The sequence below is a fragment of the Nocardia sp. NPDC049220 genome, from assembly GCF_040647855.1.
Lineage (GTDB): Bacteria > Actinomycetota > Actinomycetes > Mycobacteriales > Mycobacteriaceae > Nocardia.
Map to the genome: position 1 here is coordinate 1 of NZ_JBEZDA010000030.1, position 24,277 is coordinate 24,277.

A 24,277-nucleotide genomic window follows, 5' to 3' on the forward strand; every position below is an offset into this window, starting at 1 on the left:
TCCACAAAATATAAAAAAACCCCAAACTATTTTTTAGTCCCCCCCGGGCAGGGTAGGAGACGGCGCAAAACACCCCAGGTCAAACGGCAGTTTGGCCTGGGTATGCCGGGACACTGCCGGGACCTGGAAATCCCGGCAGTGTCTCGGCACAGTCCCGGCAATGTCCCGGCAGTTCGCGGTCCTGCGTGCAGCGATATGGAGCACTCCAAGGCCGCATCGCGTTCCGGGCGGCTCCCCGATTTCAGGCGCGGACACCGCAATACCGCTCTCTGCTCAAGGGCTCTGTGGCCGAGCGGCAGATCACGACGGCCCGAGACGGCGCGACCCGATTCGCCGCGGCCACCGCGCTTCTTAGTTGATGGCGTTCTACCGGGGTTTTCAAATCTGGGACCAATCTGGGACCACACGCCATGAACGGCTCTGCACGGGAACAACACCGAACGCAAACTTGCCTCGCGCACTGCGTGATTGACGTGCGCAAACGCTGAACCGGGATAGCTGGGGGTCAAGTGGTCGCAGGTTCAAATCCTGTCAGCCCGACACATGCAAAACCCCCTCCGAACTGCATCGGAGGGGGTTTTGTCGTTACTGGACTGCCCGGGGAGTTGGGGCCAATTGGGGGCCAGTATCGCCGCGTAGGTGTTGCGACAACTTGCCTCCGTCGTCGCGGAGTTCTTTGTGTCCGGGTGGAGGTACCGCTGGGTGATCCGCGGATCGGTGTGGCCGGCGATCTGCTGCAACCGGTGCGGCTGGTACCCCGGCGTCGGCGAACCAGGTCAGCCCGGTGTGCCGGAGATCGTGGCGCCGTAGATGCTCATAGCCAAGCTGCGCGACCACATCGTCCCAGTGGGTTGCACGTCGAAGAACGCCGGTCGCGATACGGCCACCGCGGGGGCCGACGAACAACCGCGCATCCAGATACGCCTCGTTCCGGGCGTCGACCGGCGAGTTCTCGAGAGTGGGATCTGAATCTACGCGGGCACGCGCCAGGTTGACCCGTCTGAGCACCAACGGCCGGAATTCCTCAATGATCGGAATCTCGCGCGCCCGTTTACCCTTGGTGCCCTTATCCTTCAGGCCACCGGGGCCAGGTGTGGTCTGGCGCCGCAACATCCACACCCACTGCTCGGTATCGACATCGCCCACGCGGCAACCGGAGACTTCACCTATCCGGGTAGCCGTGCACGCGGCGAACACCACCAAATCGCCCCAACCCTGGTACCGGTCGGCGGAGGCGTCAACCAGCGCCGCGGCGAGCCGCTGGAAGGTCGCCCAGTCAGGCAGAGCCAAGGCCCGAGGGTTGTCCAACTCGTCTTCGTGCCTGGCGAACTGCCGTTGCCACTAAGTGACATCGACGCGGTTTCGGTCTATGACCTCATCACGCACGGCTTGGTCCAGCACCCGCGCCAATGCGGCAAGAGTGTTTTTGATGGTTGACTGACCGCACCCATCCAGTTCCGAATCGCATTAGGCAGAAATCAGAGTCGGATCGGGTACGCATCTAGACCGTCTCAGTAACACCCGGATTCACTTCCCGGAGCAAGCAGCTGTGCTCACCGGTCAGAGTTCCTGCGCGGGGGCACGTGGGGGCCACACTCCAAACCGCTGGTTTGAGGGTGAACAGATGTGGACTGTTCCACACGGACAACCGTCGGCCCGCAGCGGTCCGCACCCAGAGTTGTTGTGCGCTCGACAGATTGGTGCTCGGACCGGGAGCGGCTACTCTGAAGCACAGTCACTACGGACCGCTTCGACACACGATGAGCCGCTGGCCTGGGGAGGTGCGTCCACCGAATGAGTTCTGGACAGGTTTCAGGTTGGGCGCCTGTGGTAGTTAGCGCGGTTGGAATCATCGGTGTGATAGTTGGTCAGCTCCTCAGCGCGGGGGGCGAAGTCCGGCGGTGCAACAAGGAAACGGCTCACGACGGACGGCGCCACCGGCGAGACCAGAAGCTGGAGGCCTACAGCCCTTCTACGCTGCCGCAGAACGCTACTGGAGAACTGTGTTGACCACCCCCGATCAGATGGGTGGTGCCACAGCCGCGGAATGTCCGGCCAGGCTTGACCACACAAGGTCTGCGGCAGAAGGTCTGTATCCGGTCGTGAACCTGATTGGCTCCAGACCTGTGTATGACGATGGCTTGACACCGCTGGCGATCCCTATCTCGCTGTCGCGCTGCTGTGGTTCGTCGGGTTCTGCGCCGTGGCATTGTCTCGCCTTCCACATGCGCACCCGAACCACATCCAGCATCCCCTGAGCATTGGCAAACGCACCGAGAGGCCGCGAGTACGTGCCGCGGCGCATACGCATCGACGCCCCAATTAAAAACGGAGTTCACATTGCAGAATAAATCACCTCTCGACCCCGACAATATTCCCCGGCATGTCGCCTGCATTCCGGATGGAAATGGGAGGTGGTCTCAGCTGCAAAATGGTTCCCGGATCGGAGGACACAACCAGGGCGTACGAGTAATTCGGGATCTCGCAATATGCGCCTCCGATCTGGGAGTCGAATGGTTCACGGTATACGCATTCTCCACAGAGAACTGGCAACGTCCCGAGCTCGAGGTCAGATTCATTGCAAGCACGATGGAAAGAGCCATCTACCGGTGGCTCGACGAATGCGGTCGGCACAATATACGGATCCGATGGATCGGGCGCGCGGAGATGCGCATACCCCGCGCTCTGCGCAGGGCGATCGACTATGCGACATCGACGACAAAGAATAATACCGGAATGACATTCACCATCGCCTTGAATTACGGCGGCCGAGACGAAATTGTCGATGCTATCCGCAAAATAATCGAAAACGGCGTAGATGCCGCAGATCTGAATAGCGAGCTGGTGAGTCGATATCTGTACGCGCCAGATATGCCCGATCCGGATCTCGTTATCCGCACATCAGGCGAGAGCAGGATCTCCAACTTCCTGCTCTGGCAGCTCGCTTACAGTGAATTGGTGTTCACATCTGTTCTCTGGCCGGATTTTACCGTTGATCACCTGCGGGATGCAATCCGCGAGTATCAGCGACGCGATCGAAAATTCGGGAGCATCGACGACGGCAATAGAAAATTGAATACGCAGTCACAATAACCCCCGGTTGAACCCCTCACCATCCTCAGGTGATCATTGGAGGTATTTATGAGCACGGATTGGGCGGCTAAGATCCCGAACCTACCGTTCGAGGATCCCTATATCGAGAGTTCCCGCATCAACCCCTTCCGGGAGCAGGTCGACGAGAAAGTGCGGTCATTTCGTACGAAATGGCTGGGGACGCTCACCGCTACCGAAGAAGAGCGATTGCGCGGAGTAGACTGCGCAAAAATCGCATGTCAGTTATTTCCGGACTCCGATCCCGAAGACCTGGCTATATTTACGATGCTTTGCGAATGCAGCTTCCTGCTAGACGATCGAATCGGATTCGATGAATACGACTCACCGGAGGACTTCCAAGACCATATTTCCCGCCTCGATCGCATACTCGAAACAGGGCAGGCCGAAACGCGTGACCCCGGGCTCGAAACCGCCCTCGCAGAATGCTTGCAGAGAATTTACCCCAGACAATCACACAGCTGGCGGAGACGAATACGGCAAAATTTTCTCGACTGCATTTTTGCCATGGGGATCGAACTCGACAACCGGCGAGAAGGGCATTCCCCGGGTCTCCAAGAGTATATTTCGATGCGCCGAAATACGATCGCCTTATACCTTTTTCTGGATGTGGCCGAATTCATTCACCGCATCGAACTATCGGACGCGCTGTACGATAGCAGCGAAATGTGTGATCTTCACGAAAGTTTTGCCGATATCGCGGGCTGGATGAACGACATGGCGTCGTATCATAAGGAGGACGCAGCCGGTGAAGTGAACTTGATACATGTCGTTCGGGCAGAGAAAAATCTGTCACTCGTAGCGGCATTCGACGAAGTGGCTGACATGATCGAATCTCGTGTCACCGATTATATTGAGGCCGAGCACGCATTGAAAGGTAGTGCCGCATATCTAAATAGCACCAGCAATGAGCGCGATGCGGTCGAAATTATGACGCAAACAGTGCGGAACGGATTGGGAATGTACGTGCGACTACACCGGGAATCACCGAGATATGCGAATCAGGACAGCAGGGTGTAGCTCGCCGCGCCGGCCGCGGGCCTGCACTCGGTGCTGCCAGCGGCGAAAGCCGCCGGGTACGAACTCGTAATGCTCGACGGCACCCTGAGCCACACCGACCGGGTGTCCGAACCGGGTTCCACGCCCTGGCAAGGCAAGGCAAGAAGGGGTTCCGAGTCGGGCGCGGAAAGGCGGGCGGCTGGACCCATAGTGGTCGGGGATACATTGCGACCCTCCGTCGCCGCGATATGAAGCCCCTCGAGGTCACATCGCCGTTCTGGGTGGCTTCCAATTTCAGTCGCAGACACCGCGATCCCGCTCTATGCTCAGGGGCCTCGTGGCCGCGCGAACTGGGGCCAATTTGGGGCCACACGCTATGAGGGGCCCTGCACGGGGAAGGTGAACCGAGCCAATCCGCGTGATGCGCATTGTGATTGACGTGCGTAAACGTTAGACCGGGAGAGCTGGGGGTCAAGTGGTCGCAGCTTCAAATCCTGTCAGCCCGACACATGAGAAAGCCCCTCTGACCTGTATCGGAGGGGCTTTCTTCATTAGCCGACCACCCGCAGAGCGGGACCAGAACGGGACCGCAGGTGCTCCGACAACTGTCACCGGCACCGTGATCTCCCGTCGGTCCGGTGTAGATACCGCTCGGTGGTCCGGCTGTCGGCGTGCCCTGCGATCTTCTGAAGCATATGCAGACCCACGCCGGCGTCGGCCATCCAAGTCAACCCGGTGTGCCGCAAATCGTGGCGCCGCAGATGCTCACAACCGAGCTTGGTCACGACCTCATCCCAGTGGGTGACATCGCGCAGTACGCCGATAGCGATCCGGCCACCGCGCGGACCTCGGAGCAGACGCGCATCCGGGTTGTCGCGGCCGACGATACCGAGCCGTGAAGTCACCCGTTGCCGAACTTCCTCGATCAACGGGACGTACCGGGCCCGGTTGCCCTTGGTGGCCTTGTCAGCCATGCCGCCAGGTGAGGGCGTTGTCTGGCGCCGCACCCGCCACATCCAAGTCTCGGTGTCTATGTCACCTACGCGACAGCCTGACACCGCACCGATGCGGGAGGCGGTGCACGCAGCAAACATCACCACATCACCCCAGCCCTGATCGCTAAACTTGACATCACCTGTGGGACAGGGATGTTTGTGGTTATGAATTTCGACACCACTTCCAGGGCTGCGGTTCAGGACGAGTGTGCTTCACTGCGGAGGTGTGTCAGCGCCGCTGCATGATTCGAGTCGTGGCGGCTCGACGGTTGGTTTTTCCTCGGTCGGGTCGTGTGCGATCCGACCGATTCGCTCACTTACCTCCGGAACCGACATGTTCGCGTGGGCGATGGCGATCGCCCGCGTGTCGGACTCGCAGTCGTCGAGGCATTCAACTGCCCGCTCGTCGGCGAAATCCGCTGCAAGGCGGCTCAACGCCGCGGCGCACTGTTCGCGCAGACGCGAGTAGACGGTGTTGTCGAAGATCTCTTCGACAGTCGCGATACTGGCGACGTCGCCCAGGCGGGCGAGTCCGTCGACAAGGTCGCACTGCTCATAGATGTAACCGTTGCCACGGGCAACTGCCTCCACGAGAAGCTCGAGCAGCCGAGGAGCGTCGGGCGTTTCAGCGATGTCAGCGATCAGAGACAGCGCCACCCACCCGGCGTCGCCGTCGAGTGCGGTGTTCGCCCTGGCCCAAGCCAGTGCTCGAGGTGAGCGCAACTTGCGAAGGCATCTGCGCACCGCGATCCGCACCCGGCGGTCCGCACTCTGAAGCATGTCGGCGGCTATGCCCAAAAGCGTTGTCTCCCAATACTCGTCAGTCAGCGCGGGCCCCGATGGCGCAGTGATGAGGCCCGATTCGATTGCTGCTCGCAGTACCCATTCGCGTTGTGGCGCGGACCGTGTGGCGCGATCGAACTTCGGTCGGCTGCCTGCCGACCGAGACCCTGCGGCCGCTGCGGCGACCCGCTCGACGCGGGCGCTGGCCCGCCGCCAGTCCGGCCAAGGTGGTGCGGACGAATTTCCGAGTCACCCGATGGTGGACCGCAGTTGCTCGTCGTCGGCGACCTCCAGCACGTCATCGAGTAACCCCTCAGCTTCGGGGTGGCCGGTGAACGGAATCGAGGAGCCGAGCACTTGTTCGAGGTCGCGCCCCGAGCGCAGGCAGTGCCGCAGTTCGGTGATGCTGCCACCGACGCCGCGATGGGCAAGCCGCTCGAGAACGCCTGTAGCGAGCCAGGTGTCGGAGTCTCCGCTTGCGCCCACCGGTCCCGCAAGTGCCGCGCGCAACCGAGAAAGATCGACCCCCAAGTCGACGACGAGAGTCGCGTATAACCAACTGCGTTCCTCGACCTGGTGGTCCCATCGAGGGTCGTGAACGACGCAGTCGACCACAAACTCGGCCGCCATCGCCCGCTCCGCATGCGCCGCGCCGTAGCAAGCTCCTCGCCCACGCTGAATCATCCCGAGCAACGTGCTCGGCTCCGCCCACGACGATTCAGTGGATCCCGGGTCGTCCGCATCATCACACCCGAGCACCGGCACGGCGCGACGATAGACCCGCCGCGCCCGAACAGCCACCCGATTGATCGATCCACGACCCTGCACCGTTCATACGGCGCGGCTCCTCTGACCCGGCCCAGTGGCCTCCGTCGACAAGTGGTGTCGAGGTTCGCATGAACGAGTCTCAAACGCCGACCCGTGCTCGGATGCGCGATCAACTGGCGCCAAGTTTCAAGCTTCACGACCGAACCGATCACCAGCGGGTATCGGACTAGAACACCCCGACGTCTGCGCCCTGCGTGACACCCTCACCACCCTCCGCAGAAGCCAGGACTACAAGTGTCGCTAAACGGTGGCGGGCTCGAACAGTCAGTGATCACCCCCGTTGAGATGCTCAGCGTAGACCTGCGCGGGACTGCAGTAGTCGTGGAACTTGCCGGGTCGGTGGTTGAGTTCGCTGGCGATGGTGTCGAGGTCGGCTTGACCGAATCGGTGTAGGACCGCGTTTCTTCGGCAGGTATTGGCGTATGGGGTGGATATCTAACAAGGTCAGCTCTCGTCGCGGGCGTGAAGCGGTGGCACGCATTCGGCGCGTTCACGGATCGCGCAGGTCGGCCCGATCCCTTGGGTGCCTCGACCTCACCTCGCCCGAGGGCGCGCAGGTCACCCACCTGGACCTCGAGCACGGGCACTGTTGCCCACCGGCTCTCGAACCAAGGCCGTTGCCAGCCGTATCAACCGATCGCGGCACGAAGTACGCCGTGGTACGGAGCTTTTGCCGCCGCGGTCACCAGTCGTAGCGGCCGGTGTGTGGCACGGACATTCGGCGGTCTTGTTCGTCCGCGCGGCCGCCAGCAGCCGCACGTGCTGAAAGACGTTGCCGCGCCACTTCATCCGTTTCGAACTCAGCGAACTTGCGATGTATCACGGCAGCCGTTGACGACCGGCTCGACGAGGTCATGGCGCAGACGCCCTCGACCATGCGGCCAGGCGTGTCACCCTTCGGCGAGCAAACAGCGTTCGGCAATTTGCTGTGCGCCCGATTACTGATCGACGCATGCGGCCATCCGTGCCCGAAATACCGGCGGTGCGAATGTTTCCGCGTGGGCGCGGACGATGCGCGGGTCGTAGTGGGCGGCGTCGAAGTGGGCCATTGCCGCGGCCAGGCGGGTGACGACGTCCGGATCGGCGCCCGGAGCGATGTGTTCGCCGGTCGTGCCCGGTCGTACCGTGTCGAGCGCGCCGCCGGCGCCGATGGCGATCACCGGGGTACCGCAAGCCATGGCTTCGACCGGGACGATGCCGAAGTCTTCCACACCGGGCATGAGCAGGGCTCGGCAGCGTTGGTACATGTCGCGCAGCACGTCGGTAGAGGTGGCGCCCAGAAAAGTTGTCTCGGGTCCGGCGAGCGCTTCGAGCTGAGGCCGGAAGCGCCCGCCGCCCAGCACGACCAGCCGGACGCCGGCGAGTTGCGCGGCTCGTATGGCGAGATCGGCGCGTTTGTAGGGAACGAGGCGACCGGCGCAGAGAAAGAAGTCCTCCCGGGCACGTGTGGGATCGGGGGTGAAACAGCCGACATCGACGGGAGGATTGATCACGGTGGCGGTCAGGCCCCACCAGTCGCGGATCCGGTCGGCGACGGCGGTCGAGTTGGCGATCACCCGAGTCAGGCGGGGCGCGGCTCGTAGTTCGGTGTGACGGGCCAATGCGCCCAGCGCGCCGAGGGCGAACTGGCCGGCCCGGCCGCCGGCTTCGCGGATGCGAAACTCTCGATCCCAGGCCCATCGCGCGGGGCTGTGCACATAGGCGATCACGGGCGCGTCGGTGGCCAATGCGGCCTGAGTGGCGAACGAGTGGTGGCTGACGACCACGGCGTCATAGCCCCGCAACGGCATACGACGCAGGGAACGGGGGACGAACGGCAGCAGAGGGGCGTGCCGACCACGAGTCACTGTGTGGGCGCGGGAGAGCCAGGTGTCGTGGACATGCCGGACGGGCGGGAGGATTCCGGCCGGCGTGACGATCGGAGCATAGATGTCCGCGCCTGGCCAGGTGCGGGCGAACTCGCCCACGACCGCTTCGGATCCGCCGAATTCGGTGAACCGTTCGTGGACGATGGCGATGCGAGGTGTGGTCATCGAGATGTGCTCGTTTCGATCTGCCGCGGTGCGGCGGTGCGGCGAATCGCGGGAGCGACCGATCGTCCGCGCAGCAGTCCGTCGACTGTGCCGCGTTCGAGGGCGGTCCGGTACACCTGGGCCGCGGCCGCGCAAGCCGACAGGGTGGCGGCGATCGCGTCGTGGTCGTGTGCCGCCGAGGTGACGAAGGATTGCCCGAGTACTCCGCGTTGGAGCAGTTCTTGCAGAAACAATGTGCGGAATGCCTGGCATGGGTTTCCGTTGGAATCGAGTGTTTCGAAGATCAGGCAGGAGGAGCGACCGCGGACCCGGAGGTTGTCACCGATGCCGAGTTCGGTTACCAGCGCGGTGAACCCGGTCGCGAGTGCGGCGCCGGCCGCTTCCATTCGAGCGATCGGATTGCCAGTTCGGTAGGCCGCGGCGACCGCGCGGAACGCCGCCAGTCCGCTGGTTTCCGGCCCATGCGTGGTAGACAGCAAAAACACGCGGTCGGCGGCGGTGCGCAGGCCGCCCCGCTCCAGGTACTCGCGTCGTCCGGCGAGCGCCGATATGGGGAATCCGTTGCCCATGGCCTTGCCCCAGCAGGACAGGTCGGGAGTCACGCCGTAGACGGACTGTGCGCCACCGGCGGCCCAGCGAAATCCGGTGATCATCTCGTCGAACACCAGCAGGGTGCCGTGCCGATCGCACAGGGCGCGCACGGCTTGGAGATAGCCGGGCTCGGGTTCCGCGGTCGCGGTGGCCGCCTCCATGACGACCGCGGCCACGGTGTCGCCCGCCAGGACCGCGGTGAGGGCGTCGACGTCATTGTAGGGAAACCGGACAGTTTCGGCGCCGACATGAGCGGGAATGCCCGCCGACATCGGTGTCGTCGCGATGAACCAGTCGTCGACCGAGAAAAACGGCTGCTCACAGACGGCGATCCGCTGGCGACCGGACACGGCCCGGGCCAGCCGGACGGCGGCGGTGGTGGCGTCGGAGCCGTTCTTGGCGAACTTGACCATGTCCGCACCGGGAACCAGGTCCAAGAAGTCCTCGGCCGCAAGCAGTTCCAGCTCGGTCGGCCTGCTGAAGTTCACTCCGTCGGCGATCGTGGTGGTCACGGCGTCGAGAACCGGTGCGCAGGCATGGCCGAGGGTGACCGAACGCAGGCCCATCCCGTATTCGACGTACTGGTTTCCGTCGGCATCCCAGACTCGGCATCCGTTGCCGCGCACCAATATCGGCGCCATTTGCTCGGGGTATTGATCGGCTCCGCGGGCGTAGGTGTGCGCGCCGCCTGGCACCAGCTCGTGCAGCCGACGCTGCAGCGCATTGCTGCGGGCGAACCCGTTGTGCGGTGGGAGGTCGGGATGCAGTGCCATCTGGTGCTCCGTATACGGTGAGGGCAGGATACCGGCGAGAAGCCGGTACTGCACAGCGGTGCCGGCGCAGTGTCGGACGGGGATACGCTGCAGCGTCGAGGACGTCGCGGGACCGGCCGGAGGCTTTGTGATCGCGGGTCGGGGCGCACCTGATCGCCGAACTCACGAGACGGGCTCCCCACGGACCATCGCGTCATCCGGGGGCAGCCGTGCCGGCCGGATGACTGTACGCCCAGAGGTCGTGATCGTCGCGGGGTCCGAAGACATCGAGGTGCCCGCGCATCCGCCCCTCCTCGGCGAACCCGGCCGCGGCGACCGCCGCGGCGGCGGCGACGTCGGATACGGGGATCGCGATGGCAATGCGAAGGATTCCGAGGCTTTCGGTCGCATGGCGCACCAGCAGGCGGAGCAGGTTTGCGCGGGTTTCCGGGCGAGCCGACGCGTCGATCCAGACGCTGAGCCGAATGTTGCGATCGAACATGTCCAGCCCGTGCAGCCGGGCTTCCCCAACGAAGCGGCCGTCGTCGAGAATCGCCAGCGTCAGCCCTGGCCCGGAACACAGTCCTGCCCTGGCCTCAGCGAGTTCGGCCAGCCAGTGGCGTAGGGAATGTCGGCGCAGCCACGCGGCGGGCGACATGTGCGGATCACGTGCCAGCGTCGCACGGTTGCGGATACGGGCCGCGCGGCGCTGCCGGAAGTCGGCGACACGGCGTGACCGCACCAACACCCCGCCGCGGTCATCGGAGTCGGAGAGGGCGACGGCGGCGCTGCCCTGCAACCACCTGAATACCCGGCGCAATCGGGATAGCTGGTATCGCAGACGCACGGCCGCGATGCTCATGCGGGGCGGCCCGTTCGGGGCGGCGGGGGCGGCGGGCAGTTGCGTCTCCACCGGGTGGAGGCGGTGCCGGGCCAGGTAGACGGCGGTGAACCCGCGGTCGGGCCGATCGGCGCGGGTCACCGCCCACAGCTCGTGGTCGCGACGTGCGCCACCGGCATCGAAATAGGTGCTCATCCGGGCCTCGTACCGCAGGCCCGTCTTGGCCGCGGTCTTGGCCGCGGCGATGTTGCCGGGTGCGATCGGCGCGGTGATTCGCGTGAGGCCGAGACTGTCGAAACCGAAGTCCGTCATCATGGTCAGGGCAAGGGCGCCGGTACCGCCGCGCGCGACGGCGGAGCCGATCCAGATGCCGAGTTCGGCGCTGCCTGCCGCCGCGTCTATCGAGGCCAGTTCGACCTGTCCAGCGAACCGACCGGCCACCTCGATGACCATGCTCACCCGCCGCCCGGCGCGTGCCTCGGCCCAGTTGTCGAGGCATTCCCGCACCCAACGGCGGGCGGTGTGGCGGTCGGGCCAGTCCTGCTCCGAACTGACCCAGAAGGGTTCCATGATCGCGCGGTCGCGGAGCCGGATCCGCCGCCACTCAGCGAAGTCGTCGAAGCGCGGCGGGCGCAACCTCAGCGCCGTCCCGAGGGGACCGGTGATGGTCGGCTGCGCTTCGATGCGGCGGTGCTGTCGTCGGGTCATCCGCCGGGACGCTTCCTGCCGAGCGCCGCGGTGCCCAGCTTCCCGTCGTCGGAGACGGTGAGCCGCCAGTAGCCGCCGTCGGGCGCCCTGAGCACTGGACCGTTGTCGGCGTGCTCGCAGACCCAGGTTCCATCGGCGGTCACCGCGGCGCGGACGGCGCCGTCGCTGCTCTGTGCCTGGAACACGTCCGCGCCGTGCGGCCCCGCTTGGGATACCAAGGTGCCGGTGAACCGCGGAGTGCGCATGCCCTTGCGGCCGATGATGTTCCAGCCGGGCGGAAACGTCTCGACGGGAATGTCGTCGGCGATTCCCGAGATCAATCCGACCGCGGTGCCTTCCGGACAGCCGACCGGATCCACCCGCACCGGGGTGCCCGGCGGCCGCGACTCCGCGTCGAAGATCACGTTCGCCAGATACGGCTGTCGGCAGTGGTTCAGTTCGAGCCCGACCGAACGGGCCGCGACCTTCGCGTTGACCATGCCGAACTGCGCGGGACCGCCGCGCCCGTTTTCGCCGACCGACACCGCGACGTCGGCTCCTTCGAACCACACGTTGGTCAGCCACCAGTCGTTGGCGGCGCCGTCGACCCGCAGGTGCCGGGCGGTCGTGAGCGGGTTCTGATCGGAGACGAATTCGACGTTGGTGAGTGCGAGCCCGGCGTTGTTGTCGTTGCCGGTGCCGAGGACCCCGGTGTGATTACTGGTGAACTTCGAGGAGGTGACGTAGTTCTGGATACAGGATGTGGTCAGTCCGATCCCGAAATTGTTGATGTCGCAGTTGATGAAGGCGGTGCCGCCGGTGTTGTCGCGCAACACGACGCCGCGCTGGGTCAGGTACCGCGGATGGTTGTCGCTGAGGTGGTTGCCGCGCAGTACCACCGCGTCGAAGGAGCAGCGGAAGCATTCCGACAGGTCGACCGCCGTCGAGCCGGGACCTGTGGTGTAGATCCCCAGCCTGGCGAAACGGACCCGGCTGCGCTTGCGCAGCCGCACCAGAGTGCCGTCGCCCGGGTAGACGATCGTGGTGATGTCGGCGCCGTCACCGAGAATCGTGGCGTAGTTCGGCAGATCGGGCATCGACTCGACCCGGTAGTGCCCGGCGGGCAGGTAGAGCACCAACGGCTTGTCCGGGTCCTTGGCCACGGCTGCGGCCAAAGCCTTGGTGTCGTCGGCGATACCGTCTCCGACGGCTCCGAAGTCCCGGACGTTACGTGCCGCGGGCGCATCGGTGGTGACGGACCGGAACTGCGGGTCGTCCGGCTCGGCTGTGGTGCAGGCGGCGATCGGAAGTACCGCCGCCGCACCCAAAGTCGCGGCGAGCAAGCGGCGCCGCCGGAGAATGTCGTCGCTCATACCCTCAACCATCCCACCAGTCGGTCCGCCGCCGATCCGGGCGCGTGGTAGCCGACCATGCCGGTCGGCGCGGACGCGCCGAACGCGGTCAGTGCGGTACGCAACTGGGGTTCGGTGAGTCTGCCGAGATCGGCGACGCCGAGGACGGCATCGGACAGCGGCGCCACGGCGACCGCGTCGGCGGCACAACTGACCGGTGCGGTCTCGATGACCACCCGGTAATAGCGCTTGCGCAGATCGGCGATGAGATGGGCGAAGTGTTCCGAGGCGATCAGGTCGGACGTGTCCGGCTCGATCTGCCCGATCGGCAGCACCGCGACCCCGGTCCCGCGCCAGCCCTCGGTGATCGCCCGGTCCAGCGGTACGCCGCCGCGCAACAGCGTCGTGAGGCCTGGACCGGGCACCGTGCTGGAGCTTCCATCGCCGGAGGTGTCGGCGTCGACGAGGATCACCGCATGGCCGGCATCGGCGAAGGCCAGCGCCAGGGTGTGCGCCACCTGCGATTGTGATCGGTCGGTGACGCTGGTGCATTCGATGGTCTGGGCACCGCGCAGGTGATTACGCAGTCGCCGGGCCGCCTCGGAGGCGGATTCTCCGTGGTCGAAGGCGGCGACCACCGGGACCGGCGCGATATCGGCGAGGTTGCTACTGGTGCGAATACGACGGTCGGTGCGTTCACGCAGAAATGCTGCTGCGAAACCGAGCAACAGTCCACCGAACAGGCCCATGGCGACGAACCGGCTCGTGCCGGGGCCTGCCGGAGCGGCCGGTAGTCGGGCACGATCGACGACCGAGACGCGGGCGGCGGGAGCAGCGCCTGTTTCGATGGACTCGAAACTGTCGACCACAGCCCGGAACTGGGCGACCGTGGCGTCGGCGAGATCACGCGCTTGCTGCGCGGTGGTCGCGGAGACCGCGATTTCCAGGATCGTGGTTGCGGGCGGCGACGAGGCGGTGATCCGGCCGCGGAACTCCTCCGGCGATTCCGTCAACTCTTGGTCGTCGACGACCCGTTCCGCGACCGCGGCGCTGGTGGCCAGTTCGAGATAGGACCGCACGCGTTGCTGGGCCGCCAGGCCGCCCTGGTAGGAGTCGCTGACCGAGGTACCGGTGGCCATCGAGACGTACATTGTGCTGCTGGCCACGTACGTCACCGCGCGGGACGAGGCGTACCAGACGCCGGCCACCGTGACGGTCAGCGCGATGGCGGCGATCAGCACCCACCGCCGCCGGACGATGTGCCAGATATCGATCAAACCCATGAACTTCGACCTCATGTCTTCGTAACTACTGAAGCGCGCGCCGGTGACGGGAGTAGCGTTGGGCGGCGGCGGAATTCCGTGACGATCAGATGGATGAACCAGGCGAGCACGGCCGACTGGACGAACTTGCCCAGATTCTCGAAGCTGCCGAGAATGCCCCGCTCGAACAGGGTGGAGGCGCCGGTGATCGCGAGCCCCAGCACCAGGACCGGGAAGAACCGCGAATACAGTGCGCGCTCCCACGCGAGCAGCAGCCCGAAGGTGAACACGACGGCGATGAACACGCCGGCCTCGCCGCCGAGCAGATAGCCCTCGTTGAGGTTGCCCTCCGCCAGGGACACCGACACGGTGCTCATGTCCACCGACGCGCCACGCACGTCGTTGGCCCAGGCCGTACCGGATTGGAACTTCTCGATACCGAGTACCTGCGCCGGGATCAGGCTCAGGCTCGCGTGGTGGAGAACCTCCCCGGGCGACAGCCAGCCCCCGGGACCGACGAAGTAGGCGTCGGTAGCGGCTTCGAGCAGGTCGAAACGCCGCAAGATACTCAGGAACGGCCGGACGTTCTGCGGGTAACGGGAGTCGACGACGGTGGCGTCGAGCGCGGCCGTGCCGGAGTTCTTGAACGACTGCAGCCAGCCGAACCCGGCGACGCCGAGCACGCCGATCAGCGCCACGCCAACCGTGGTGCGCCGGTTCCAGCCGAGCATCGAAAACCGCACGGCCAGCGCAAGTGCGGCGGCGAGGATCGGTGTCTTGGACTGCACGGCCGACGACCAGTACAGCTCGCCCGCGAACAGCGCGCCGAGCACCAGCGCCGTGGTCTGCGGCCGCGCCGACCGAAGGAAGACGATCATCCCGAGCGCCCCGATCCCGGCGAACGTGGCGACGAAGCTGAGCAGGGGGTTGCCGCTGCTGACCTCACCGGCCGCGTCCAGCGATCCGGTGGCCACGGATGCCGCCCGCCCCAACAGGCCGAGCGCGTAGAGCCCGATCAGCGTCGGCATCACGTCGGGGTCTGCGACCGCGGCCGGGACGGCGTCCGGAGGGTGCCGCCGCCGCCAGAGCGCGTAACCGATCACCAATAGCGCGTAACACCACAAGCCGAACACCACGTGGTCGAGCACCAGACCGATCCCGCGGTCGTACCCCAGTCCAGCCAGCCGGGGGTCGGAGATGTTGTCGCCGTAGTGCGGGTCGGGCCGCACCACGAGCAGCACCAGCGGCCGCGCCACGTAGGACAACGACCAGAACAGGGACTGCGCGATGAAGAACACGCGGGCGATACCGGGAACCCACAGCGCGGCCACCGCAACCGTGACCAGTGCAGCCGCGACGGCGGCTATTTCGGTGTAGGCGTTCAGTTCCCGACCTCCGCGGCGAGGCCGACGATCTGCCGGGCGCGATCCACGTAACGATGCCCCGCGGCGGTGATCCGCCGGTGCCCGGCCGCCGCGACCTCGGCCGCCCGCCCCGGGTGGGCGGCCACCCAATCGAGAATCGAGACCAGTTCGTCGGCGCCGTCGAACAGGAAGCACTCGACGGTGTCGCGCAACAACTCGGCGTGTTCGCCGGTGCGTGCACCGACGAACAATCCACCGGCCGCGGGCACCTCAAAGGTACGGCAGGTGTGGGTGTCGCGGTTGCCGGAGTTGAGCAGCACTAGATTGGCTGTCACCTCGGCGACCGTCGCGGAGTATCCCGAGCCGTACACCGCGCCGCCGACGACGGCGCGCGTGGCGCGCAACTCCGCAACCCGGCGCCAGCCGGGGCCGCGGACCAGCAGGCGAGGTCCGTAGCGGCGTGCCAGCGACACCAGGTCGGCGCGTCGGTCGGGTCGGCACACTCCGATGAAACCGACCAGATAGTCACCGGTGCCGCGGCGCGCCGCCGGATGATGCCAGGCCGGGTCGTAAGCGCTGAGCACGAAGCACGCGGCACGGGCGCCGCGCGCCAGCAACTCCGGCACATTGTGCTGTTTGGTCGTGACGACGAGGTCCCAGCCGGGTTCTGAGGCCAGGTAGGCATCGGTCAAGTTCTCGGGATTGGACACATCGTCAGGGCTGTAGTGCACATGCAATTCGGCGGGCACGTCGAGCAGTCGCTGCTGGTCCAGATGGATCCCCTTGAACACGAACAGCATGTCGGGCCGGAAGGTGGCAGCGTTTCGTTCGATCTGGGCGTGTACCCGTTCTAACGTGCGCCGGTCGCGTCGACCGGTCGCCTTCGCGTACACCCACGGCGGCGACAGTCTGGCCGGGAGGGTCACCGGTGTGGAGTCGATCACGAGCACGTCGTGGCCGGCCTGACGAAAGCCGTCGGCCAATGATCGCGCGTTGCTGCCGAGCCAGTCGTCGCCGACGAACAGGATTCTCATGGTCGGATTTCCTTCCAGGGCACGATCGGCAGAGGGACTGTGTCGGCTTCGGCACGGTCGCGGCGCGTCAGGAAGCGCACCCGCAGCAGGTGCCAGGTGGCGACGGTGATTTCGGCCACCAGTAGGCCGTAGACCAAGGTGTGCACCGAGCGGGTCTGTACGGTCAGCACCAGTGCGACGGCGGCGACGAGAGTCCCCAACAGCGCGCCGATCACGACGCCGGTGGTGTCCTGGCGCACCGGGAGGATGGCCGTGGTGATGAAGGAGGTGACCGTCGTGGCGGGCAGAATCAGCACCTCGATCCGCAGCAGGCCGGTGGACGCGGCGAATTCGGCACCGAAGACCAGCCGGATCAGCAGTGGCGCGGCCAGCCAGATGCCGATCGAAGCGACTGCGGCGAGGGCGACGGTCACGGCCAGCGCCTGCAGGCTGTGTCGCCAGAACCCACGGTCGTCGCCGCGCCGGGCCATCCGTGGCAGCAGCGCGAAGCCGATGGCGTCGAGCAGCGATTGGACCGCGCGCACCAGGCGGTCGCCTGCCGAGTACAGCCCCAGCGAGACGGCGTCGAGCACGGTCGAGTACAGCGTCGCCGCGCTCTGACCGTAGCCGGTGACCAGAAACCGGGACACGAACACCGGCACGCTGCGGCGCAGCACGACGCCGTAGTAGCGAGGACGGGCCGGCGACCCGTACCGGCGCCAGGCGTCCCACCATGTCAACGCCACCGTCGGCACAGAGGACAGCAGTAGGCACAGCAGGGCGATGTGCGAGTTCGGCAGCTGGGGGAGCAAGCCGACCAGCAGCCCGAGATAGCACAGCCGGCCGATGGTCTGATACGCGGTGGAGGTGCCGAATCGCCCCTCACCGATCAGCAGCCAGTCCTCCGACAGCGACCAGAAGCCACCGACGAACAGTCCGAGTAACACCATCTGCGCGACTTCCGGCACACGTACGGCCGAGGCTACGGCGAGCGCGACACCGAACAGCGTCGCCGTGGTGAGCCGGATGGCCAGATAGTCGCCGCGCAGCTGGTTGATCTCCCGCAAGCGGGTGTCGTTGCGCGCGTTGATCTCCGGCACGCGGGCGGACAGGAACTGCGTGACTCCCAGATCCACGACGAGCGAGCCGATGAAGTAGGCCGACATGCCGATGGCGAGCAGGCCGAGGCCGTGGGCACCGAGCACCCGGGCGATCAGCGGCACGGTCACGACCGTGACGATGTACTGACCGTATCTGCCGAAACTCACCAGCGCGATGTCGCCGAGCACCTCGAACCGGCTCGGCTTGCTGTGTGCGCCACCACCTCCTGGCCCGCGCACCCCGTCGGTGCGCCGGTGCACCCCGCCGGGGCGCTGGGGCAGATCGACCCGGGGGAAGATGTCGGTGGTCAGCGTGGCCAGGTAATCGGGTTCGGTCACGGCGGCGCCACCTCGTCGAGGAAGCGGGTGACCACATGTGCCGTGGTGCGGATGTCGAAGTCGCGCGCGCGGTCGGCACCCGCGGCGGCGATCCGGGCGCGTGTGGCCGGATCGCCGAGCAGTTCGGTGAGAGCGGTGGTGAGGGCGGCTTCGTCACCGGCAGGCACCAATCGGCCGGTACGCCCGTCGTCGATGATCTCGGCCGGGCCGCCGGGCACCGTCGCGATCACCGCGCAGCCTGCGGCCATACCCTCTACGACCACCTGCCCGAACGGCTCGGGCAGTACCGAGCAGTGCACGAGCACGTCGGCCTCGGCGAGGTACCGGTCGGGGTCGTCGACGTGACCGGTGAAGGTCACGGCCAGACCGAGTTCGTCGGCGAGTCGTTCCAGGTACTGCCGAAACGGCTGCTCATCGAAGAACGTCCCGCCGACGAGGTACACCGCAGCCGGCTGGGTCGGCACCGCCGCCAGGGCTCGCAGGAACACGTCCTGGCCTTTCCAGGGGCTCAGCCGTCCCACGACGACCACGACCGCCTCGGCGGCCGCGCGGCCGCGCGGCGACGGCGGGGCGGCCGGCAGGGCGACACCCGGATAGGCGACGGCCGCCGGGACACGCGCGGGCAGCGTGTCCCGGGTGCCGTGACTGTTGGCGAGCAGTCCCCGGCAGACCAGGGCGGCCAGCAGCCGGATCGTGGTGGCCGGGAGCAAGCCGAAGTAGTCCCGGGACACTCGGTCGTGGACCTGCCAGACGAGCGGCACCCGCGCGCGGCGGGCCGCCACCGCCCCCAGCACTAGCGCTTTGCTGCTCGCCGCGACCACTACCCGAGCGCGCAGTTCCTGGACCGCGCCTCCGACCGCCCATCCCAGCCGCAGCAGCGCGAGAAACCCGGTGATCAGCCGCAACGGACCGGATCCGGTGGTCATCGCCCGACTGTCGAATCGGCCTGTCACGACACGAGTCTCGATCCCCGCGTATCGAGCACGGGCCATCACCGGGCCGTCCTCGGTGCACACCAGCGCCACTTCGGTGCCTTGCGTCCGCAGCGTGCGCAGCAGCCGCAGGGTGGCCAATTCGGCCCCAGAGGGCACGGCGGTGTGGCCGAGGAAGACCGCGGGTCCACTCATGCGAGCTCCCGGTACAGCGCCGCGTGCCGCCGGGCGGCGACATGCCAACTGAAAGTCTCCGCGTGGGCGCGGCATTGCGCCGGTGTGGGCCGACAGCCCGCGATCGCCGCGCTGATCCGAGCCGCGAGCGCGTTGGGGTCGCTGGGCGGCACGATCAGCGACGGATCCAGGCCTTGCACGGCGTCGGGCAAACCGCCGCACCGGGTAACCACCGGCGCCCGGCCCGCGGCGAGCGACTCGAGTGCGATCAGGCCGAATCCCTCCAGGGCTACGGTCGGCACCACCGTGAGTGCGGCGGAGGTGTAGCGGGCGGCCAGTTCATGGTCGGGAATCCGGCCGGTGAACTCGACGCTGCCGCCGAGCCCACCTTCGGTGGCTCCGCGTCGGAGATTCGCCTCGGCGCTGCCGGTTCCGACGATGACCAGACGAGCCTCCGGGTGTTCGGCGAGCACCCCGGGCCAGGCGCGGAGCAACACATCGATCCCCATCCGGCGCTCCAGCCGCCGCACACAGAGCACGACCGGCGTAGACGCGGGGACCGGGGCGGGGCGAAACCGGGTGAGATCGACCCCGGGCGCGATCACCTCGATGCGCTCGGGCGCGATGCGGTAATCGGCGCACAGCACGTTGCGGAAGTGTTCCGAGAGCACCACGAAACGATCTGCGCAAACGTATCGCATCCGTTCGATGAGGTATTTGGCGAAGGCTGCGACGGGATGCTGTCCGTGCATTCGACTTTCCGCCGCCCACGGGCCGTGGAAATGCACGACGAGTGGTAGCCGGCGACCACGCCGGTCCCGGGCGACCGGGCCGTAGAGGCAGAAGTGGCGATCCACGACCGTGCCGGGGTCCAATACATCGCGAGCGCAGAACGCGGTGCGGGCACGGCGCAGGGTCGACCCGCCGACCGGCCCCCAGGATCGGGCCCCGGCATGCGTCCGGTCCGGCAGGCCGAATGCGGCGGCCGACATCGACATCCCTGGGATATCCAGCAAAGCGCCGTGCAGGTCCGTGAAATATCGACCCAGGCCCCCGGGCGCGGCGCCGAACCATTCCGATCCGGTCATGTGCACCTTCACCGCGCCGGACGCACTCGTCATGACCCGATCCCCTCGTCCCGTTTACGGCACCGTGAAGTCGTCTGCGGAACTCGTTCACGGCCGCAAAGTATAAAGCTGCACGCCGGATTCATCCTGGTCGCGCAGATGTGCGGCAACCGATATCCAGCACAGGGAATTCCGAATGCAGATGCCAACTCGCGGTGAAATATGGCATAGTTTCGGCGATTACGAGGCAATGTCTGATTGCGATTCTGACAAAGGGGCAGCTTAGGATGCGGAAACTGTCGGTGTGCGTACCGGCCTACAACGCGGAACGAACTCTGTCCGCGACCCTGGACTCGGTGCTGGCCCAAGACCTCGATTTCGAAGTCGTGATCCTCGACAACGCGAGCACCGACCGCACCGGTGACATCGCGCGAGCGCGGCGCGATCCGCGCGTGCGTGTACTGCGCAACGATCGGGTACTGCCGATCGGCGCCAATTGGGACCGGGTGATCCGGGAATCCACCGGGGACCTCGTGAAGGTGGTCTGCGCCGATGACGTCCTGCGTCCCGGCGCCCTCGCCGCGCAGTCGGCGGAGTTCGACGACGACGCGATCGCGTTGTGCGCGGGCAGGTTCGATGTGATCGACGAGTCCGGTGACATTATCGAGACTGGGTTGGGACTGCCGCAGCTGGTCGGCAGGCACGGTAGCCGCCAGCTGGCCCGGGTGATCGTGCGGCGCGGGCCGGCCGACTTCGGCCCCACGGCGGCCGCCATGTTCCGGCGCACCGACTACGACGCCGTCGGCGGCCTGCGCGGCGACCTGGTGTTTCCGATGGATGTGGATTTGTTCGCCCGCGTGGGCAGCCGCGGCGCTTTCGTCGGGCTCGGCGACATCGTGGCCGCGTGGCGGAACTCCTCGTTCAACCTGTGCAGTCGCACCTCGACCCGTAGCAAGCTCACCGAGCAGCTGCGATTCCATCATCGCCTGGGCGCCGATCACCCGGATCTCGTGCGTCCGGCCGACGTGCTGGCCGGTGATCTGCGTCTGGTCCGGGCGTTGGGGACGCGGTTGCGGGTGCGCGCGCGGGCTATGGTCGGCCGCTGAGCACGATCGCGGTTGCTTCTGTCCAGTAGCGTCCACCGTCGAACTCGTGCGGTCGGTGGTGCCGCACACCGGCAAGACAGCCGCGACCATCAGTGCCGTGGCCGGTTCGACCGAGTATGCCGGCGAGTGCAGCCGGTGTCGGCGCATCCGAGGGGTGGTCTTCATCGGTGCGGCTGTCCTTCGCTGGTGAACTGCTGACCGCGTGCGGCCCAGGGGGGTGTGGCTGTCGGGATGGAGTAACAGGAGGGGGTTCCGTCGTCCACACCTCCTTTTCTGGGTCCGCGGGGATCGTCGAGGAACCAGCGACCGTCGAGTTCCGGGAGTCCGGACGACACTTCACCGAGCAGGTCGGGCAGCGTCAATAGCACCCGGTCGGGTGCTGCCGCGATCAGCTCCCGCGGGCTGATGATCGGGATGTCGGTGCCGGGCATTCGGCGTCCCTGCTTGGCGGGCGCGACGTCGGCGACTCCGGCGACGAGCCCCCGGTGCGCACCGGCCAACGACAGCAGAGCGACCGCCCGGGACGCGGCGCCGTAGGCGTACACCCGCTCCCCGGCCGCGGCCGCATCGATCAGCCAGTTCCGCAGCGCGCGCACGTGATCGTCCACGAACCGCTGTAGCCGGCGCAGCGATTCCCAGGTGATGAGTTCGCGTTCGCGGGACAGGATCTCGAGCACGGTGTGGTCGGGCGCGACGGGGCCGCGCCGAGCTGCTACCAGCACTGTCCCGCCGTAGAGGTCGAACTCCCACGCGGTGGTCACGCCCATGCCCGCGTCGGCGAGCGCCGAGCTCAGCGCATGCAGGGAGTAGTACGCGAAATGCCCGTGGCGCAACGCGTTCCACTGCCGCTGTGCCACGATGGCGGCGAGCGTGTGGTATTGCAGCAGCAACACCCCGTCCGGGGCAACGGCCGCGGCGCGGGCGGCGAAGGCGGCCCGCTGGTCGGGCTCGTGCATGATGCCGAAACAGTCCAGGACCAGGTCCGCCTGTGCCGCGTCGGCTTCTGTGCAACCACGCTCGGCCAACAACGGCAGCCACGAACCACCGTGCGGACTGCCGAATTCGATGATCGTGTTGCCACGCAGCAGGCCGGCCGCGTCAACCCGCGCAATCGCGTCGACGGCCTGATCACGGAGGGCCTGCGGCTCCACTCCACGGGGTTCGGCTGCCACAGTGTCGTCTTCGGCGAGCTGTGCCAGCTCGCATTGCGCACACCGCACCATCCGCAGGGGATGCGTGGTCTCCGCCGGAGTCGGCCGTGCCGAGGGCGGGAAATCATCGGCTGCGGGCACCATCCCGAGATCCAGAACGGTGTGCAGAACGGCGCCGGAGCAGGCGCGGCAGCGGCCGGTCATGACACGATGTCGGTGTGCGTATCGAGCAGACCGACCTGGTCGACGTGGTGGTGCTGGTCCCAACACCCGTCCGCGACGACCGGGGCCTGTTCACCCGGACCTTCGATGCCGCCGAATTCGACTCCCACCTGGGGATTCCGGGAATTTCGGCCACTTTCGTGCAGGACTCGCAGTCCCGGTCGCGCCGGGGGGTGCTGCGCGGCATGCACGGCCGATCCGGGCGCGGGGAGGCCAAGTTGATCCGCTGCGCACACGGCGCGGTGCACGACGTGCTGGTCGATATCCGGCCGTCGTCGCCGACGTTCGGCCGGACGCAGGCGTTTCGGCTCGATGACGAGGAATTCCGGCACCTGTACGTGCCGCCAGGATTTCTGCACGGATTCCAAGCACTCACCGACACCGCGGACGTGTGCTACCGCATCGATCGGCCGCACGATCCTGCTGAGGATCTCAGCGTCGCCTTCGACGATCCAGACTTGGCGATCGCCTGGCCGCTGCCGGTGACGGTGTTGTCGGATCGCGACGCGAACGCCGGACGATGGGACCATCTGCGGGCTACCCTGTCGCCGGTGCGGTGACCGCACGCAGCCGCGGGTCCAGTTCGCCGGAGACGCGCAGCCGCTGGAGCCAGCTGAGTCGCGTGAATCGCTGGAAGAAGGCGTCGTGGGTGAGGCCACGTTCGGTGTACTCACGGTAGAGTTCGGCGGCGCCGTCGGGCACCGACCACTGCGCCTCGAACCCGAGCACCGTGCGAGCGGCGGAGAAGTCGACCCGGTAGGAGCGTGGATCGGCCCCGGTCTCACCGGTGACCAGCAGCCGCGACCCCGGCACGGTGGCCACTACCGACTCGGCGATCTCGGCGACGGTGAGGTTGTTTCGCTCGGTCCCGATGTTGAACGCCCGGCCGGCGACGGCCGATGCCGGTGCGGTGAGGCAGCGTTCGAAGGCTGCCGCGATGTCGCGGGCGTGGACCAGCGGCCGCCAGGGCGTGCCGTCGGAGAGCACTTTGACCACACCGGTGAGGACGGCGTGACCGACGAGATTGTTGAGCACGATGTCAGCGCGGGGACGGGGCGAGAATCCGAACGCGGTGGCGTTGCGCAGGAACACCGGAACGAAGTGGTCGTCCGCCAGCGCAGCGACGTCGTCTTCGACCCGCACCTTCGACTCGGCGTACGGGGTGATCGGCCGCAGCGGCGCCGACTCGGTCACCAGTTCGTCTCCGGCGGCGCCGTACACCGAGCAGGTGGAGGCGTACAGGAACCGGGACACACCGGCTTCTTTCGCGAGCCGAGCCAGACGCACCGAGGCGCGATGGTTGATCTCGTGGGTGACTTCCGGCGCGAGGGCGCCCAAAGGATCATTGGACAGAGCGGCCAGATGGACGACGGCGTCGATGCCGCGAAGGTCTTCGATCTCCACCGATCGCAGATCGAGGCGCAGGCCCACCGGGTCGCCGGAGAACTCGCCGAGCAGGCAGTCGGCGAACCAGCCGGTGTCGAGCCCGACGACCTCGTGCCCGGCGGCCCGCAGTATCGGGACCATGACGGTGCCCAGGTATCCCTGATGCCCGGTCACCAGGACTCGCATCGT

At 66.6% G+C, this 24,277-nt stretch carries 20 protein-coding genes and 1 pseudogene; 5 read left to right on the forward strand and 16 right to left on the reverse strand.

All coding sequences use genetic code 11. The annotated features are described in order from the left end of the window. Nucleotides 1-585 precede the first annotated feature (585 nt). The gene (locus AB0C34_RS30225; protein WP_357080440.1) at nucleotides 586-1,290 is read right to left on the reverse strand and encodes a tyrosine-type recombinase/integrase; all 705 of its coding nucleotides are present in this window, start codon (nucleotides 1,288-1,290) and stop codon (nucleotides 586-588) included. An 891-nt stretch (nucleotides 1,291-2,181) separates the two neighbouring features. On the opposite strand from AB0C34_RS30225, the gene uppS reads away from it, so the two are divergent. The 3 genes and pseudogenes from uppS to AB0C34_RS30240 all read left to right on the forward strand — a co-directional run. Next, complete coding sequence (gene uppS, locus AB0C34_RS30230; protein ID WP_357080444.1) at nucleotides 2,182-3,093, forward strand: polyprenyl diphosphate synthase; 912 nt, start codon at nucleotides 2,182-2,184, stop codon at nucleotides 3,091-3,093. 48 nt (nucleotides 3,094-3,141) lie between these two features. Beyond that, complete coding sequence (locus AB0C34_RS30235; RefSeq protein ID WP_357080447.1) at nucleotides 3,142-4,131, forward strand: terpene synthase family protein; 990 nt, start codon at nucleotides 3,142-3,144, stop codon at nucleotides 4,129-4,131. After that, nucleotides 4,132-4,230, forward strand: a pseudogene (locus AB0C34_RS30240) (IS5/IS1182 family transposase); the annotation flags it as partial. A 488-nt stretch (nucleotides 4,231-4,718) separates the two neighbouring features. Here the strand turns inward: AB0C34_RS30240 and AB0C34_RS30245 are convergent. From AB0C34_RS30245 to AB0C34_RS30305, 13 genes are all read right to left on the reverse strand, one after another. Beyond that, nucleotides 4,719-5,204 carry a tyrosine-type recombinase/integrase gene (locus AB0C34_RS30245; RefSeq protein ID WP_357080450.1) on the reverse strand — a complete coding sequence of 162 codons (486 nt, stop codon included), beginning with the start codon at nucleotides 5,202-5,204 and terminating at the stop codon, nucleotides 4,719-4,721. 114 nt (nucleotides 5,205-5,318) lie between these two features. After that, entirely contained in the window at nucleotides 5,319-5,885 is a 567-nt protein-coding gene (locus AB0C34_RS30250; RefSeq protein WP_357080453.1) for a hypothetical protein, read from the reverse strand. A 252-nt stretch (nucleotides 5,886-6,137) separates the two neighbouring features. Then, nucleotides 6,138-6,653 carry a hypothetical protein gene (locus AB0C34_RS30255; protein WP_357080456.1) on the reverse strand — a complete coding sequence of 172 codons (516 nt, stop codon included), beginning with the start codon at nucleotides 6,651-6,653 and terminating at the stop codon, nucleotides 6,138-6,140. Nucleotides 6,654-7,654: 1,001 nt separating this feature from the next. After that, nucleotides 7,655-8,749 carry a glycosyltransferase gene (locus AB0C34_RS30260; protein ID WP_357080459.1) on the reverse strand — a complete coding sequence of 365 codons (1,095 nt, stop codon included), beginning with the start codon at nucleotides 8,747-8,749 and terminating at the stop codon, nucleotides 7,655-7,657. Further along, complete coding sequence (locus AB0C34_RS30265; protein ID WP_357080462.1) at nucleotides 8,746-10,113, reverse strand: glutamate-1-semialdehyde 2,1-aminomutase; 1,368 nt, start codon at nucleotides 10,111-10,113, stop codon at nucleotides 8,746-8,748. Before AB0C34_RS30265 ends, AB0C34_RS30260 begins: the two co-directional genes overlap by 4 nt. 193 nt (nucleotides 10,114-10,306) lie before the next feature. Beyond that, nucleotides 10,307-11,641, reverse strand: coding sequence for a GNAT family N-acetyltransferase (locus AB0C34_RS30270; RefSeq protein ID WP_357080465.1), 1,335 nt, complete (start codon nucleotides 11,639-11,641; stop codon nucleotides 10,307-10,309). After that, a complete protein-coding gene (locus AB0C34_RS30275; RefSeq protein ID WP_357080468.1) occupies nucleotides 11,638-12,993 on the reverse strand; it encodes a glycosyl hydrolase family 28-related protein in 1,356 nt (451 codons plus the stop codon). The genes AB0C34_RS30270 and AB0C34_RS30275 overlap by 4 nt, the downstream gene beginning before the upstream one ends. After that, a complete protein-coding gene (locus AB0C34_RS30280) occupies nucleotides 12,990-14,255 on the reverse strand; it encodes a Wzz/FepE/Etk N-terminal domain-containing protein (protein WP_357080471.1) in 1,266 nt (421 codons plus the stop codon). The genes AB0C34_RS30275 and AB0C34_RS30280 overlap by 4 nt, the downstream gene beginning before the upstream one ends. A gap of 11 nt (nucleotides 14,256-14,266) precedes the next feature. Continuing rightward, entirely contained in the window at nucleotides 14,267-15,565 is a 1,299-nt protein-coding gene (locus AB0C34_RS30285) for a hypothetical protein (protein WP_357080473.1), read from the reverse strand. A gap of 50 nt (nucleotides 15,566-15,615) precedes the next feature. Beyond that, nucleotides 15,616-16,632: a glycosyltransferase gene (locus tag AB0C34_RS30290; RefSeq protein ID WP_357080476.1), complete on the reverse strand. Its 1,017-nt coding sequence runs from the start codon at nucleotides 16,630-16,632 to the stop codon at nucleotides 15,616-15,618. Further along, the gene (locus tag AB0C34_RS30295; RefSeq protein WP_357080512.1) at nucleotides 16,629-17,900 is read right to left on the reverse strand and encodes an oligosaccharide flippase family protein; all 1,272 of its coding nucleotides are present in this window, start codon (nucleotides 17,898-17,900) and stop codon (nucleotides 16,629-16,631) included. Before AB0C34_RS30295 ends, AB0C34_RS30290 begins: the two co-directional genes overlap by 4 nt. Before the next feature lie 146 nt (nucleotides 17,901-18,046). Next, the gene (locus tag AB0C34_RS30300; RefSeq protein WP_357080479.1) at nucleotides 18,047-19,177 is read right to left on the reverse strand and encodes a glycosyltransferase; all 1,131 of its coding nucleotides are present in this window, start codon (nucleotides 19,175-19,177) and stop codon (nucleotides 18,047-18,049) included. After that, the gene (locus AB0C34_RS30305; protein WP_357080515.1) at nucleotides 19,174-20,244 is read right to left on the reverse strand and encodes a glycosyltransferase family 4 protein; all 1,071 of its coding nucleotides are present in this window, start codon (nucleotides 20,242-20,244) and stop codon (nucleotides 19,174-19,176) included. Before AB0C34_RS30305 ends, AB0C34_RS30300 begins: the two co-directional genes overlap by 4 nt. Before the next feature lie 266 nt (nucleotides 20,245-20,510). On the opposite strand from AB0C34_RS30305, the gene AB0C34_RS30310 reads away from it, so the two are divergent. After that, nucleotides 20,511-21,329, forward strand: coding sequence for a glycosyltransferase family 2 protein (locus AB0C34_RS30310; protein ID WP_357080482.1), 819 nt, complete (start codon nucleotides 20,511-20,513; stop codon nucleotides 21,327-21,329). A gap of 161 nt (nucleotides 21,330-21,490) precedes the next feature. On the opposite strand, the gene AB0C34_RS30315 is transcribed toward AB0C34_RS30310, so the two are convergent. Further along, a complete protein-coding gene (locus tag AB0C34_RS30315) occupies nucleotides 21,491-22,684 on the reverse strand; it encodes a class I SAM-dependent methyltransferase (protein ID WP_357080485.1) in 1,194 nt (397 codons plus the stop codon). 14 nt (nucleotides 22,685-22,698) lie between these two features. Between AB0C34_RS30315 and rfbC the strand changes: the two genes are divergently transcribed. Then, nucleotides 22,699-23,262 (forward strand): dTDP-4-dehydrorhamnose 3,5-epimerase, encoded by a 564-nt coding sequence (gene rfbC, locus AB0C34_RS30320; RefSeq protein ID WP_357080488.1) that lies wholly within the window; start codon nucleotides 22,699-22,701, stop codon nucleotides 23,260-23,262. Here rfbC and AB0C34_RS30325 read toward each other — a convergent pair. After that, on the reverse strand, nucleotides 23,240-24,274 hold the full coding sequence (locus tag AB0C34_RS30325; protein WP_357080517.1) for an SDR family oxidoreductase: 1,035 nt from the start codon (nucleotides 24,272-24,274) through the stop codon (nucleotides 23,240-23,242). The two genes, rfbC and AB0C34_RS30325, sit on opposite strands and share 23 nt — an antisense overlap. Nucleotides 24,275-24,277: the final 3 nt, after the last annotated feature.

Coding starts and splice junctions, on each gene's coding strand:
- AB0C34_RS30325 (WP_357080517.1), bottom strand. CDS start 24,274: ATGCGAGTCCTGGTGACCGGGCATCAGGGATACCTGGGCACCGTCATG.
- AB0C34_RS30280 (WP_357080471.1), bottom strand. CDS start 14,255: ATGGGTTTGATCGATATCTGGCACATCGTCCGGCGGCGGTGGGTGCTG.
- AB0C34_RS30315 (WP_357080485.1), bottom strand. CDS start 22,684: ATGACCGGCCGCTGCCGCGCCTGCTCCGGCGCCGTTCTGCACACCGTT.
- AB0C34_RS30300 (WP_357080479.1), bottom strand. CDS start 19,177: ATGAGTGGACCCGCGGTCTTCCTCGGCCACACCGCCGTGCCCTCTGGG.
- AB0C34_RS30250 (WP_357080453.1), bottom strand. CDS start 5,885: ATGCTTCAGAGTGCGGACCGCCGGGTGCGGATCGCGGTGCGCAGATGC.
- AB0C34_RS30270 (WP_357080465.1), bottom strand. CDS start 11,641: ATGACCCGACGACAGCACCGCCGCATCGAAGCGCAGCCGACCATCACC.
- AB0C34_RS30235 (WP_357080447.1), top strand. CDS start 3,142: ATGAGCACGGATTGGGCGGCTAAGATCCCGAACCTACCGTTCGAGGAT.
- AB0C34_RS30310 (WP_357080482.1), top strand. CDS start 20,511: ATGCGGAAACTGTCGGTGTGCGTACCGGCCTACAACGCGGAACGAACT.
- AB0C34_RS30260 (WP_357080459.1), bottom strand. CDS start 8,749: ATGACCACACCTCGCATCGCCATCGTCCACGAACGGTTCACCGAATTC.
- AB0C34_RS30265 (WP_357080462.1), bottom strand. CDS start 10,113: ATGGCACTGCATCCCGACCTCCCACCGCACAACGGGTTCGCCCGCAGC.
- AB0C34_RS30245 (WP_357080450.1), bottom strand. CDS start 5,204: ATGTTTGCTGCGTGCACCGCCTCCCGCATCGGTGCGGTGTCAGGCTGT.
- AB0C34_RS30290 (WP_357080476.1), bottom strand. CDS start 16,632: ATGAGAATCCTGTTCGTCGGCGACGACTGGCTCGGCAGCAACGCGCGA.
- AB0C34_RS30275 (WP_357080468.1), bottom strand. CDS start 12,993: ATGAGCGACGACATTCTCCGGCGGCGCCGCTTGCTCGCCGCGACTTTG.
- AB0C34_RS30305 (WP_357080515.1), bottom strand. CDS start 20,244: ATGACCGGATCGGAATGGTTCGGCGCCGCGCCCGGGGGCCTGGGTCGA.